The organism is Hoyosella sp. YIM 151337 (assembly GCF_026041215.1).
Classification (GTDB): domain Bacteria; phylum Actinomycetota; class Actinomycetes; order Mycobacteriales; family Mycobacteriaceae; genus Hoyosella.
In genome coordinates this window covers 1-13,292 of record NZ_JAPEIQ010000015.1, presented here as the reverse complement: position 1 = coordinate 13,292, position 13,292 = coordinate 1, and the positions used below count along the sequence as shown (strand labels likewise).

At 62.1% G+C, this 13,292-nt stretch carries 13 protein-coding genes; 6 read left to right on the top strand and 7 right to left on the bottom strand.

What is annotated here, in order from left to right; all coding sequences use genetic code 11:
• Positions 1-49: 49 nt before the first annotated feature.
• A complete protein-coding gene (locus tag ONR57_RS08695; RefSeq protein WP_265122809.1) occupies positions 50-1,426 on the top strand; it encodes an MFS transporter in 1,377 nt (458 codons plus the stop codon).
• A 103-nt stretch (positions 1,427-1,529) separates the two neighbouring features.
• Here the strand turns inward: ONR57_RS08695 and ONR57_RS08690 are convergent, their stop codons facing one another.
• Genes ONR57_RS08690 through kstD form a run of 6 tightly spaced genes read right to left on the bottom strand, consistent with a single transcriptional unit; the run spans position 1,530 to position 7,536 of the window.
• On the bottom strand, positions 1,530-2,387 hold the full coding sequence (locus tag ONR57_RS08690) for a MaoC/PaaZ C-terminal domain-containing protein (protein ID WP_265122808.1): 858 nt from the start codon (positions 2,385-2,387) through the stop codon (positions 1,530-1,532).
• 2 nt (positions 2,388-2,389) lie between these two features.
• Entirely contained in the window at positions 2,390-3,268 is an 879-nt protein-coding gene (locus ONR57_RS08685) for an LLM class F420-dependent oxidoreductase (RefSeq protein WP_265122806.1), read from the bottom strand.
• A gap of 3 nt (positions 3,269-3,271) precedes the next feature.
• Positions 3,272-4,339, bottom strand: a complete 1,068-nt coding sequence (locus ONR57_RS08680; RefSeq protein ID WP_308198670.1) for a ferredoxin--NADP reductase — start codon at positions 4,337-4,339, stop codon at positions 3,272-3,274.
• Complete coding sequence (locus ONR57_RS08675; protein ID WP_265122804.1) at positions 4,332-4,667, bottom strand: hypothetical protein; 336 nt, start codon at positions 4,665-4,667, stop codon at positions 4,332-4,334. The genes ONR57_RS08680 and ONR57_RS08675 overlap by 8 nt, the downstream gene beginning before the upstream one ends.
• 2 nt (positions 4,668-4,669) lie before the next feature.
• Entirely contained in the window at positions 4,670-5,800 is a 1,131-nt protein-coding gene (locus ONR57_RS08670) for a 3-ketosteroid-9-alpha-hydroxylase subunit A (RefSeq protein ID WP_265122803.1), read from the bottom strand.
• The gene (gene kstD / locus ONR57_RS08665; protein WP_265122802.1) at positions 5,797-7,536 is read right to left on the bottom strand and encodes a 3-oxosteroid 1-dehydrogenase; all 1,740 of its coding nucleotides are present in this window, start codon (positions 7,534-7,536) and stop codon (positions 5,797-5,799) included. Before kstD ends, ONR57_RS08670 begins: the two co-directional genes overlap by 4 nt.
• Before the next feature lie 290 nt (positions 7,537-7,826).
• Between kstD and hsaA the strand changes: the two genes are divergently transcribed.
• From hsaA to ONR57_RS08640, 5 genes are read left to right on the top strand one after another with little or no spacing between them, the layout of a single operon-like run.
• Positions 7,827-9,014, top strand: a complete 1,188-nt coding sequence (hsaA, locus tag ONR57_RS08660; protein ID WP_265122800.1) for a 3-hydroxy-9,10-secoandrosta-1,3,5(10)-triene-9,17-dione monooxygenase oxygenase subunit — start codon at positions 7,827-7,829, stop codon at positions 9,012-9,014.
• On the top strand, positions 9,011-9,874 hold the full coding sequence (hsaD, locus tag ONR57_RS08655; RefSeq protein ID WP_265122799.1) for a 4,5:9,10-diseco-3-hydroxy-5,9,17-trioxoandrosta-1(10),2-diene-4-oate hydrolase: 864 nt from the start codon (positions 9,011-9,013) through the stop codon (positions 9,872-9,874). The genes hsaA and hsaD overlap by 4 nt, the downstream gene beginning before the upstream one ends.
• Positions 9,874-10,779, top strand: a complete 906-nt coding sequence (gene hsaC, locus ONR57_RS08650; protein WP_265122797.1) for an iron-dependent extradiol dioxygenase HsaC — start codon at positions 9,874-9,876, stop codon at positions 10,777-10,779. The genes hsaD and hsaC overlap by 1 nt, the downstream gene beginning before the upstream one ends.
• Positions 10,779-11,348: a 3-hydroxy-9,10-secoandrosta-1,3,5(10)-triene-9,17-dione monooxygenase reductase subunit gene (hsaB, locus tag ONR57_RS08645; RefSeq protein ID WP_265122796.1), complete on the top strand. Its 570-nt coding sequence runs from the start codon at positions 10,779-10,781 to the stop codon at positions 11,346-11,348. Before hsaC ends, hsaB begins: the two co-directional genes overlap by 1 nt.
• Complete coding sequence (locus tag ONR57_RS08640) at positions 11,348-12,136, top strand: SDR family NAD(P)-dependent oxidoreductase (RefSeq protein ID WP_265122795.1); 789 nt, start codon at positions 11,348-11,350, stop codon at positions 12,134-12,136. Before hsaB ends, ONR57_RS08640 begins: the two co-directional genes overlap by 1 nt.
• 590 nt (positions 12,137-12,726) lie before the next feature.
• On the opposite strand, the gene tnpA is transcribed toward ONR57_RS08640, so the two are convergent.
• On the bottom strand, positions 12,727-13,155 hold the full coding sequence (tnpA, locus tag ONR57_RS08635) for an IS200/IS605 family transposase (RefSeq protein WP_265122793.1): 429 nt from the start codon (positions 13,153-13,155) through the stop codon (positions 12,727-12,729).
• Positions 13,156-13,292: the final 137 nt, after the last annotated feature.

Here is a 13,292-nt window from a genome sequence, read left to right as displayed (position 1 = left end):
CGTCAACTGACAGATTCGCCTGCGTTCACGGAAAAATAGCGTCGCTGTCATGACGACCTCAGCTCTCTCCTCCCGAATTGCTACCAGTCCGCGCACACAGTGGGCGCCGGTCATCGTGCTCGCGCTGGCCATGCTCGTTGTGACCTCAGAGATCAGCATCGCCGCGGTGGCGCTGCCCGCGGTGGGCGCCGACCTGGGGGTGACACCAGCAGCGACCGCGTGGGTTCTGCTCGCGTATGCGCTGCCGATGGGCGCGATCGCGATTCCCGCCGGGCGGTGGGCCGACCGTGCCGACCCACGCACGATTTTCCTGATCGCGATGGCCGGGACGGGGGCCGCGAGTGTGCTGGCGGCTTTCGCGCCCAGCATGTCGGTGCTCTTGCTCGCGCGGTTTGTTCAGGGTTTGTTCGGCGGGCTGATCCTCGTCGTGTACATGCCGATCGTCGTCGCCAGTTCCCGTGAAGAATTCCGCGGACGCGCGGTTTCCGTGATTGTCACGATCATGACCGCCGGCGGTATGGCTGGCGCTGCCATCGGTGGTGTTGCGGCAGGTGCGTTCGGCTGGCGCTCGGTGTTCGTGATCAAGCTGCCGCTGCTGATTGCTGTGCTCATCCTTGCCTGGCGTGTGCTGCCCCGCAGCGATAAAGGGCTTCCCGCACCGGGTCGGCCCTTGTTGATGGAGGCACTTCTGTTGGGGGGTGCGGTGACCGCGCTGCTGCTCGTGTTCAATCAGCTCACTGAACGCCCCGAGAGTCCCATTTTTGCGGCCGCTCTTGCGGCCGGTGCGGTGATCTTGGCTATCTTGTGGAAGCGTCAGCCCGCCTCCGCTGCGGTGGTTCAGCTGATGCGGATGCGCGCGTTCGGATTCACTATGGCGGGACTCTTCCTGCTGGGCTTCAACGCGGCACTGATGGTGTTCCTCATCCCGTACTTTGTTGCTGATGTCCTCCAGCTTGGCCCCGAAGTCGTAGGCTTCCTGCTGCTTGTTGAGATAGCAGCGATGTCGCTGGTGTCGCCGGCCGCCGGGTGGCTCGCTGACAGGTTCGGAGAGTTGCTCATCGCTGTGGCTGGTGCAGCCATCACGGTGACTGCGACACTCATCATGCTCAGTTTGGGCGACGGTGCAACGGTGTTTGATCTGGCGTGGCAGCTCGTGCTGATGGGTGTCGGTTTCGGGTTGTTTAACACACCCGTGATCGCCGCAATCATGTCCGCCGCCCCTTCCGGTGCGGCTGGCACTGCAGGGGGTATCAGCGGTACGACGCGCATGATGGCGTCGACCATCGCTCCGGCGATCGCAGCGTTCGCGTGGACGGCGGCAGATGGCGGGGTTACCGGGTTCCGTGCAGCCATCGTGGTACTTGCTGTAATTCAAGCGCTCGGGGTGGTCGCGCTGCTGCTCGCGCGGAGGGGTTCTGCCGCGTGAGGGAGGCCCGGCAACGCCGAGTACAGTATTGCTGTTCTCGGCGTTTAGCACAGTGCTAAACCGGCAGATCAGTTATAGGTACCCCAGCCTGGCACCCGCAGAATCAGACTCGTTCGAGCACTGCATCAGCCAGGACGGGCGCACGACGCTCCACTGACGCTGTGCTGACAACGAACCTGCCGCCGATGTCCCAGATTCGCGTGCGCAGTATTTCGCCGGGCAGGACGATGCCAGCAAACCGGGCTGACCATGAGCGTACGGCCGTAGGGTCGCCGTCAAGTACCGCATCGGTCACGGCCTTGGCGACGACGCCGTAGGTGCACAGGCCGTGCAGGATGGGCTGCTCGAATCCGGCTGCACGCGCGAAGCCGGGGTCGCAATGCAGGGGGTTGCGGTCGCCGCACAGCCGGTAAAGCAACGCCTGCTGGGGCAGCGTCGGGGTTTCGACTGTGACGTCCGGTTCCCGGTCGGGGATTTCTACGCGTTCTGACGGCCCGCGCTCACCACCGAAGCCCCCCTCACCGCGAGCGAAAATCTTCGATGAGGACGTCCACAGCGGTTCCCCATTTGAATCAGTCACCACGGTTTCCTGCACGATCACTGCAGCTTTGCCTTTGTCGAACACATTCGAAATCCGGCTTTTCGCTACTGCCTTACCGGACGGCGGAAGTGGGCGGTGCGCGATGACAGCCTGGCTTCCGTGGACAACTTTCGTAAGATCGATTTCCACGCCCGGGAAAGACACTTTTGGGGGCTCAGTGGCGCGGATTGTTGCCGCCACCGTCGCGAAGGTCGGCAACACACGCAAGTCCTTCTCATACGCGTAGCGCAGTTCACGTGGATCCAGTGGGTCGCGGCCCGCGCCGATCCCGAGGTGGTAGAGCAGCACGTCGCTTGACTCCCATGCGAAGGACGTTTCCCCAAGGTCGGCGCCCACGGCAACTGAAGGGTCGATTGGCACGGTCAGGCTCCTTGTGCGGTAGTAAGTTTCAGCTTGTCGGCGAGTCGGTGCAGGTACGCGATCACCTCGTCGGACGAGCGGTCGGGGAGTCCGAAGAGCACTTCACTGACCCCAGCATCGCGCCATCGCTCCAATTGTGTTGAGTCGGGCTTACCAGCAAGTGCGGTGATATGCGGCTGGCCTGCGCGTCCGGCGTCCTGCCACATCTTCTGCAGTCGTGCGATGGACTCAGTGATATCCGTTTCAGTGGGGGTCGTGATCCATCCGTGGGCAGACCTGGTGATCCACGCGAAGTTCTTCTCAGTGCCCGCGGCACCGACGAGGACCGGAATTTTCCGCTTGTCGCCGTCGATCTGCTGGAGCGGTTTCGGCCACGCCCACGACGGCCCGAATGCGACGAACTCCCCGTCGTAGGCTGCGACTTCGTCGCACCATAAAGCAGACATGGCTTCGAGATACTCGCGTAGCATGGTGCGGCGCCGCCCGCGCGGTACGCCATGATCAGTGAGCTCGTCGATGTTCCACCCGAAGCCGACACCCAGCATCACGCGGCCGCCTGACAAGTGGTCGACTGACGCAATAGTTTTGGCCAGGGCGATGGGATCATGTTCGACGGGCAGCGCTACGGCGGTGCCGAGTCTGATGCGATCGGTGACCGCTGACGCTGCCGCGAGCGCAACCCAGGGATCGAGCGTGCGCATGTAGCGGTCGTCCGGCAGTTCAGTGGTGCCAGTTGACGGGTGCAATGCTTCGCGCTGCACCGGCATGTGCGTGTGTTCGGGAACATAGAACGAATCGAATCCGAGTTGTTCCGCCGTCTGCGCTGCTGTCGCGGGTGTGATGCCACGATCACTGGTGAAGAGAACAATTCCGAGCTGCATGGCCTACTCGTAACTGACAGCAACGTCGTCAGTGACAGGCAGTGACTGGCACGCAAGAACTATGCCGTCGTCCAGATCTTCCGGCTCGAGCACTTCGTTGTGCAGCATCTTCACCTCTCCGGTAACAATCCGGCACGCACACGCACTGCATGCGCCCTCGCGACATGAATAGGGAGCGTCGAGACCCTTTTCGAGGAGGAAATCGAGCAGCTTCTTTGTTCGGGGCCAGCTGAAGGAGTGCTGTTCGCCATCGAGTTCCACGGTGAGCGACGCAGGTTCACCCGAATCGTCGCTCTCGGGGCCGGTGGCGTCTTCGACCTCAAAGGGATTGCGGGACAGCGAAATGAATTTCTCGATGTGTATCTTCTTGCGATCGACCTGCAATCTGCTCAAGGCATCGGCGGCCGCATCCATGAACGCGGCAGGGCCGCAGATGAACACCTCACGCTGCGCCCAAGGCCGGGCGAGTGCGGTTAATTGCTCGACGGTGGGAAGGCCCTGCACGCTTTCGAGCCAGTGCAGAACCGTCAGCCTGTCGGGATGCGCCGCCGCGAGTGCCGCAAGCTCTGACGCGAATATGACGGACTTCTCGTCGCGGTTCGCGTACACGAGTGTCACCGTCCCCGAGCCACGGGCCAGCACCGATTTCAGTATGGACATCACCGGTGTGATGCCACTTCCTCCAGCGAACAGCAAGAGATCAGTGTCGAATGACTTGGGTGTGAAGACGCCAGCCGGCGGCAGGACATCAAGCGACATTCCTTCGCGGGCATTGTCACACAACCAGTTCGACCCGTACCCGTCGCGGACGCGTTTGACCGTAACCTTCAGCGGGCCACCCTCGTGTGGTGCGGACGACAGCGAGTAACAGCGACCTACCGAGCCAGTCCGATCGCTGGGCACCCGCAGGGTCAGAAACTGGCCTGGGCGGTACGTGAAGCGTTCGGCCAGTTCCTGGGGCACGTCGAGTTCCAGGGACCGTGCGTCGCTGGTTTCGGTGATCGCACGCGCCACCCGGACACGGCAGAACTCTGCTTCCGGCAGCGCTGGTTCGGGCAGGGTTTCAGTCACCGGCACCTACCCTTATCTGTCCGTCAGCGACCGCGCGCGCGATGCTCTCCGTCAGCTCGGGGCACGAGTCGAGCAACGCTGTGCGGCTCCCGCTATCTGCTTGTGCAGCGAAGATCGGGCAGGTTGAGGCGGGGCTTGTGGTCCACTGGATGCTCGTATGTTTGAGGCTGTTCTTTTTCACTAGTACCTCGGTGCCGCAGCGATGGCACTGGATGGGCACCAGACCGCCGGTGAGAAACTCAGCCCGATCCGCGAGGGATTCCGGTCGCGTCGCGGGTGCGCCGAAACTTGTTCGCCATTCGCGGGGCGATCCATTGGTGCGGGACATGGTCAGACTCCGGATTCGGCCTTCTTGCGGGCAAGGTTCTCAGCGACCTCGGCCTCCCACACTTGGTTTGCCTTGGTGGTGTCGACTTCGAACTCGAACCGCTGCGTCATGTCATCGGTGACATCGGCGACGTCGACGTAAAACTGTTCGTACCAGCGCCGAAGCTGATACACCGGGCCGTCTTCTTCACACAGCAGGGGGTTGTCGACGCGCGCTTTCGTCTTCCAGATCGCAACATCCTGCAAGAACCCTTCACCGAAGTTGCGCGCCATGCTCTTCGCTAGTTTGGCGTTCTGCTCGTCGGTGAGTCCGTCGACCTTCTTGGCGATGACCCCGTACTGCAGCATGAAAGAGTTTTCGGTGATGGGGTAGTGGCAGTTGATAAGGATCACGTCCACTTTGAAGCCGCTGTAGTCGTTGTAGAGGTAGTTGACCATCCACGCGGGCCCAAAATATGTCGCCTCGGAACGCAGGTGCGAGTCAACGTTTTCATACTTGGTGTTTGCCATCATGTCCGGTCGGCCGTGCGAGTGCATGTACTGCGTCGCCATGTGTCCTTCGAACACGTTCTTGAAGTACGTAGGGAACGCGAAGTGCACGTAGTAGAAGTGCGCCATGTCGACGACATTGTCGATGAGTTCGCGGCAGTTCGCGCCGTCAATGGGAACGGTGTTCCACGTCCAGTCGCTCCACTCGTCTGAGAACGCTGCGTCGAGTCGCGGGATCGCGACATCCTCTGGCGGCGGGTGGCCTTCCGGGTCATGCCAAATAAACAATTGCTTGTTCTGCTCACACGTAACCCAGGAACGTGTGCGGGCACGCAGCGGGACTCGCTTGGCGTAGGGGATCGACTTGCATTTGCCGTCACCGCCCCAGCGCCAATCGTGAAACGGGCATGCTATCTCGTTGCCTTTGATCGTGCCTTCGGTGAGGTCGCCACCCATGTGCCGGCAGTACCCATCGAGGACGTTGATTTTTCCGTCCTCGCTCTGAAAGACCACGAGTTTGGTGCCGAACGCTTTTATCGCGTGAGGTTCACCGTCCTTGAAGCTTTCGGCGAGACCGATGCAGTGCCATCCCCTGGCGTAGCGGGCGGGCATCGTGCCAGCGTCGATCGTGCGATAGGCCGTCATGACACTCCTTGTTGCTGGGTGTGTTCAGGGGGCTGCGCGTCAGCCTTGTTAGTCATGTTCTCGACTGCCAGGTACGCGAAAACCATCGCGGGGCCGATGGTCGCACCAGGACCGGCATACGTGTGTCCCATGACCGGAGCGCTCGCGTTGCCTGCGGCGTAGAGGCCTTCGATCGCGCTGCCGTCCTCGCGAAGCACTCTGGCATGCGCGTCGGTGCGTAAGCCGCCCTTCGTGCCCAGATCGCCGGGCACGATTTTGGCCGCGTAGAACGGCGCGGTATCGAGGGCTGCGAGGCTCGGGTTTGGTTTGTTGCGCGGATCTGCGTAGTAATGGTCATAGGCACTTTCACCGCGGTGGAAGTCTTCGTCGCGGCCGGTGCGCGCGAAGCCGTTGAAACGCTCGACGGTGGCTTCCAGCGAAGCGGCCGGAACACCGATTTTCGCGGCTAGTTCACCGATGGTCTGGGCTTGCTGCACGATCCCGGCTTTTGACCATCGGCCGGGCAGCTTCTGGCGCGGACCGACGCCGGCGAACATGTAGCGGTTGCGGTAGCGCTGATCGAAGAGAATCCACGCCGGGATGTTTTCGCCAGGGCCGTCCCCCTGCCCGAACTCGCCGCCGTACATGGCGTGCGTTGCCTCGACGTAAGGAGCGGATTCGTTGACGAATCGCTGACCGCGATCGTTCACCATGATGCTGCCAGGCAGCGATCGTTCTGACAGGCAGAACCAGGGTCCGCCGGTGAGTGGGATCGACGGTCCCCACCATGCGTCCGACATGAAGTCGACCGCGGCACCCGCGTCTTGCCCCGCACGGATGCCGTCGCCGGTGTTTCCGCGGGCGCCGACTGTCCATTCGGTGCCAATGGGCTCGCGCTGGTACTGCTTGCGCATAACTTCATTGTGTTCGAATCCACCGGATGCGAGTACCACTCCGCGCCGTGCGCGCAGCATTTTTTCGCTGCCGCCAGTGTGGACGACGACACCGATGACACGACCGTCACGTACCTCGAGTCGGGTGAGCGGCGTATTCAGCAGCAGCGGAACCCCGGCGTCGATCAGACCGGCGCGCAGTGCGGCGGCAAGCGCCTGCCCACGGCCGAGCAGATGCTGCCGGAACACCTTGGCGCGGAGCCACCGCAGACCGACGCGGAGTACCTGAAGAATTCCGCGTGGATGCCGTGCGAGCAGGTTGAGCCACCGGAAATCAGCCTGGGTGACGACGACGTTCAGTGGTGCCTTGCCATAGTCAGGCTCGAGGTTCGCTAGCTCTGGGCCTAACCGCTTGCCGTCGAATGGTTTTGGCTCCACAGACCTGCCGTGGATAGTGCCGCCGGGGGCTTCAGGGTAGTAATCGGAGTAGTTCGGAACCCAGCGAAATTCGAGCGGTGTCGCGTCGAGCAGGAACGAGATGACCTCGGGGCCGCGATCGAGGTAACTGTCGATGCGCTCGGGCGGCACGTGGTCCCCGATGATGCTGCGCAGGTACGCGCGTGCGGCATCGGGGGACTCCTTGACGCCAGCTCGCTCTAGGGCTTCGTTCCCGGGGATCCACACGCCACCCCCAGACCGGGCAGTGGAGCCGCCGAATCGGCTGGTTTTTTCGACGATAATCGCCGAGAGCCCGTGGTGGGCGGCCACAAGTGCAGCTGTCATGCCTGCGGCGCCGCTGCCTACGACGACTACGTCGTAACTCTGCGCGGCCTGCGACGCGGCTACAGCATCGTGTTCCTGCATGGGTCTCCTCACGCGACGAATGCCCCCCGAGTCTATAACACGTTCCAATATGAGAGAAGAACAACGTGTTGAAATAATGTATCCCCAGTTCAGAGCGCTGCGTCTGAAGCGAGCTGGAGGGTGGATACGTTGGTATCTGCGGGTGGCTGGAGCGGTAATCTCGACAGAAACGATAACATGTTCTAGTATTTCACCGTGCGGATGAAATGGCCGTACGCCTCAAAGTCGGTCGGGTACCCATCTGGAGCGGCGTGAGGCATAGGTTTTTGTTCAACGGGAAGTAGGGCTTGATGACTGTGCCGGACACCCCCGCCTCGCATGAGGTCTTAGAAGGCATCCGCGAGCTGCTACCAGTACTGCGCGATCGAGCGCAGGAGGCGGAAGACGCACGCCGGATCCCAGACGAGTCGATCAAAGCGCTCCAGGAAACCGGCTTCTTCAAGCTGCTGCAGCCACGGCGTTACGGCGGTGCTGAAGCTGACCCGGAAACGTTCTACACCGCCGTGAAATTGATTGCTAGCGCTTGCGGCTCAACCGGTTGGGTTGCATCGATCCTCGGCGTGCACCCGTGGCACGTCGCGTTGTTCGACGACACGGCTCAGCAAGAGGTATGGGGCGACGACACCGACACGCGAATCTCGTCCTCATATGCGCCGATGGGCAAAGCGACAGTAGTCGACGGCGGTTACCGGCTTTCCGGAAAATGGAGCTTTTCTTCGGGCTGTGACCATGCGACCTGGGTACTGCTCGGCGGGCCCGCCTTCAACGCTGAAGGTGCACCCGTCGACTTCTGCACGTACCTGCTTCCCCTCAGCGATTACTCAATCGTCGACGTGTGGAACACCGTGGGTCTCCGCGGAACCGGGAGTAACGACATCATCGTCGAGGATGTGTTCGTGCCGCAGCATCGAGCGCTGAGCTTCTTGCCGATGTCCAAGTGCGAGGTCCCTGGGCAAGCAGTCAACACATCCCCGCTGTACCGGCTGCCCTTTGGTTCCGTCCACCCCACGACCATCACCGCTCCGATCATCGGTATGGCACAAGGGGCCTACGACGCGCATGTCGAGCACCAGCGCAATCGGGTGCGCGCCGCATATGCGGGCGAGAAGGCGAAAGAGGACCCCTTCGCGAAGGTGCGCGTCGCAGAAGCCGCCAGCGAAATTGATGCGGCATGGCTGCAGCTGATGCACAACATCAATGAGGAGTACCGCTACGCGTGCGCGGGTGAGAAGATCCCCTTCGCGACGCGAGTGCGCGTACGCCGTGATCAGGTCCGCGGCACCGAACGCGCCATCCGGGCGATCGACCGTCTCTTCGAGAATTCCGGTGGCATGGCGCTGCGATCAGGCACTCCGATCCAGCGGTATTGGCGCGACGCGCACGCGGGCCGCGTGCACGCCGCGAACGACCCCGAGCGGGCCTATCAGATGTTCGGCACGTTCGAATTCGGCGAGCGCGTCAAGGATTCAATGGTATGACCGAAGGTACGTACGCAGAAGTAGCTCCTGGCCTCCGCCTGCACTACCACGAGGCCGGAGCCGAGCACGACGACACCGTTGTCATGCTGCACGGGGGCGGGCCAGGCGCGTCAGCGTGGAGCAACTTCGGCCGCAACCTCCCTGTGTTCGCGAAACGGTTTCGTGTCATCGCCGTAGACCAGCCTGGGTTCGGCCGGTCCGATAAGCCGACAGACCACCCGCAGTACTTTGTTCATAGCTCGGGTGCGCTTCTCAAACTGCTGGACACACTTGGGATTGAGCGAGCACACCTCATCGGAAACTCGCTGGGCGGTGGCACCGCCGTGCGTTTCGCTCTCGATAATCCCAGCCGTGCAGGCAGACTCGTGCTAATGGGGCCAGGCGGCCTGAGTGTCAACGTCTTCGCACCGGACCCCACTGAGGGCGTGAAAAACCTGGCGTCCTTCGCAGCACCTCCCGGCCCGGACCGCAAGAAGCTCGAGCGATTCCTGCGCGTCATGGTGTACGACCAGTCCCTCATCACCGACGAACTGATCGACGAGAGATTCGAAGCCGCCCGGACACCGGAGTCACTGAAAGCGATGGCGGCGATGGGTAAGTCGTTTTCGGATCCGCAGTCCTACGAAAAGGGCATGCTGTGGCGCGAAGCCTACAAGCTGCGGCAGCGTGTGCTGCTCATCTGGGGTCGGGAAGATCGCGTCAATCCGCTCGATGGCGCGCTCGTTGCGCTGAAGACGATCCCACGCGCACAGCTGCATGTTTTCGGTCGCTGTGGGCACTGGGCACAGCTCGAGAAGTTCGACGAATTCAACCGCCTCGCAATAGATTTCCTCAGCGATGATTCAGGGAGTGGTACCTGATGACTATTCGGTCCCTCGGTTACCTTCGCATCGAGGCCACCGATATGGCGGCCTGGCGGGAGTACGGCCTCAAGGTGCTCGGTATGGTCGAAGGGCAGGGCGCAAACCCGGAAGCTCTCTATCTGCGGATGGACGATTTCCCCGCACGCCTCGTCATCGTTCCGGGGGAGAAGGACCGCCTCGCGCAGACCGGCTGGGAAGCTGCGAACGCCCGGGAATTGCAGGATGTCCGGAACCGGCTCGATGCCCACGGCATCCCATACAAGGAGGCTTCGGCGGAGGTGCTCGCTGAGCGCCGCGTCGACGAACTCATCACGTTCGACGATCCGGCGGGGAACGCCCAGGAAGTGTTCCACGGCATAGCATTACAGCACCGCCGTGTCGTCAGTCCGTATGGGCACAGATTCGTGACGGGAGAACAAGGCCTCGGCCACGTTGTGCTTTCCACCAGCGACGACGAAGCGTCATTGCGCTTCTACCGTGACATTCTCGGGTTCACCTTGCGCGACTCGATGAAGCTCCCGCCGCAGGCAGTGGGGCGCACCGAAACCGATCCGCCGGCCTGGCTTCGATTCCTCGGGTGCAATCCGCGCCACCACAGCCTTGCGTTCCTGCCCATGCCGACCCCGAGTGGGATCGTGCATTTGATGGTCGAGGTGGAGAACTCCGACGATGTAGGCCTCTGCCTCGATCGGGCACTACGCCGCAAGGTGAAGATGTCCGCAACTCTCGGCCGCCACGTCAATGACTTGATGCTCTCCTTCTACATGAAGACACCCGGCGGGTTCGACGTCGAATACGGCTGTGAAGGCCGCACCGTCGACGACCACTCCTGGATCGCCCGTGAAAGCACCGCGGTAAGCCTATGGGGGCACGACTTCAGTGTCGGCTTCCGGGAGCAATGATGGCAGGCGCATCCGAGGTGGCCGTCGAGTCGCGACAGTTTCGAAAAGCACTGGGACACTTCTGCACTGGGGTTGCCGTTATCACGGCACATGGTGATACTGGGCCAGTCGGGTTCGCCTGCCAATCGTTCGCTGCGCTGTCCCTCGAGCCGCCGCTCGTCCTCTTCTGCCCCGCGAAGAAGTCCCGGTCCTGGCCCATCATCGAGACGGCCGGGAAGTTCGCCGTGAATGTGTTGAGCGACGACCAGCGTGACATCAGCACGATCTTCGGAGCCCCCGGTGACAAGAAGTTCGAGGCCGTCGGCTGGCGGCCGTCATCGACCGGATCACCGCTCCTAGACGGCGCTTTAGCATGGATCGACTGTGCGGTGGAAACTGTCCACGACGCAGGCGACCACTACATCGTGGTAGGTCGTGTTCTCGAACTTGGTGAGCCAGTGGCCGGACCCCCGCTGCTGTTCTACCGCGGAAACTACACGTCAACCGCCCCTGACCGAACCATGCCCGCACCCGCGCGGGAATCACTCGAATCGTTCCTCACGTGGCCGTGCGGGGATGACTGGTTGTAGTGGCCCAATCAGTGCTTATCACCGGGGCTGGTGGGGGACTCGGAGCCGCGGCCGCCAGCGCGTTCGCACGTCGCGGATGGACCGTATACGCGGCTGACCTGACACCACCAGCAGCTGCCGCCGGGCTCGTACCTGTCCGAATGGATGTCACCGCGACAAAGTCGGTCGAACAAGCAATCGCAGGCCTCGGGACGAGCGAGCTTCAATGCGTCGTCACCCTTGCAGGCGTCCTCGGTGTCGGGCCCCTCGCCGAAATGGACGACGCGAAGCTGCAGCGCGTTATCGACGTCAATGTCATGGGCACCCACCGGGTCGTTCGAGCGGCATTTCCGCTATTGAGCGCCGGTAATGGCCGCATCATTCTCATAAGCTCAGAAACGGGCTGGCAGCCCGCGATGCCGTTCAACGGAGCCTACGCGCTCAGCAAACACGCGGTCGAAGCCTACGGCGACGCGCTCCGGCGTGAACTTGCGCCGCTCGGCGTGCCAGTAAGCATCATCCAGCCTGGCCCGTTTCGGACCGGCATGACAGCGTCAATCGAAGCGGCATTCGCAGATGCAACCATCGACGGGTCACCATTCGCCGAGCGCGTCAGAAAGGCCGGGCGGCTCGCGGCCGCCCAGCACGAGAAAGCCCATGATCCTGGGGTACTCGCGGCCGTAATAGTCGAGGCAGCCACGAAAAGCACGCCGAAGCTCCGCTATTCAGTGCGCCCAGACCGGGCCCGAGCGCTCGCCAGCAGGCTACCGGTGCGGGTCGTCGACTCGATACTGCGGCGGGCACTGTGAACTCACTCCGCGCGCCCGAAGTTACGCCAAACGCGCACCAGCATGATCAATGACCTTCGTAGAGAAGTGGTTCCGCGAGCGGACGAAAAAGGGGAGCACGTGCACCGTAGGGCTGCACTCGCCGTCGCTAGCAGGGAACGATCGTCCCCAGCTACTACGCCAAGTACCTCGGTGGCGCGGACAAGATCGACAAGTACGTGTCACTCGCCCCCCTGTGGAACGGTTCGGAGATCCCGGTTGATGGGATAGCCGCTGTCTCGGAGCAACTTGGGGTGGATCGGGACTTCGACGCATTGCTGTCACTGTGCGGAGCCTGCGAGCAGTTCCTGCCCGGTTCAGCGCTGCTGGAGAAGCTGCACGACGGAGGCGTCTATGTCCCAGGGATTACCTACACCAACATTATGACGCGGTACGACCAGTTCGTGCTCCCTTATACAAGTGGGTTCGCAGAGGGCGCCAACCCAACCAATATTGTCGTTCAGGACGCTTGTGAGCAGGATTTTTCAGTGTCATTTTGCGAGGAACTCCGGTCGTTCACGGCCGGGAGGAATCGCATCCCGGCCTTTGTGTTGACGCGCAGCGTTAACGGATCACCGGGGGCGTTTTTGGTTCTCGATGTACTCGGCGACGATCGACAATGGTGCACCTCCGCAGGAGCCTGCGAAGTATGACGGTGACCAGAAATGCTCGCCCCACAGGTATTGGCGGATGTGGCCTGGGAATTCCTGCCGTATCCGTCTGGCTGAGACGCCTTTGAGGCTGTTCACCAACCGGGATAGCGCGACCTTCGGCGGGTAGTGCACGAGCAGGTGCACGTGGTCGGTCTCCCCGTTGAACTCACGCAGCTCGGCACCGAATTCGCCACACACCTCGGCCATGACCTGCTCGCATCGGTCCAGAATCTGGGAATTGAACGGGCCGCGCCGATACTTCGGCGTGAAGACCAAATGGGCGTGCAAGTTATAGACGACCGACCGGCCCCTGCGCACATCGGCGTCTGGTTCCCACCGTGGTGACATAGACCAATTCTAGATTGTGGGTACGAGGACTTGTCGTACCCGAGGGTTACGGTGCTGGTGTGAAGCAGATTGTTCAGGTGAGGTTGGAGGCAGACGCCACCCAACTGGATGCACTGTGCCGAACATTGGTCGCGTGC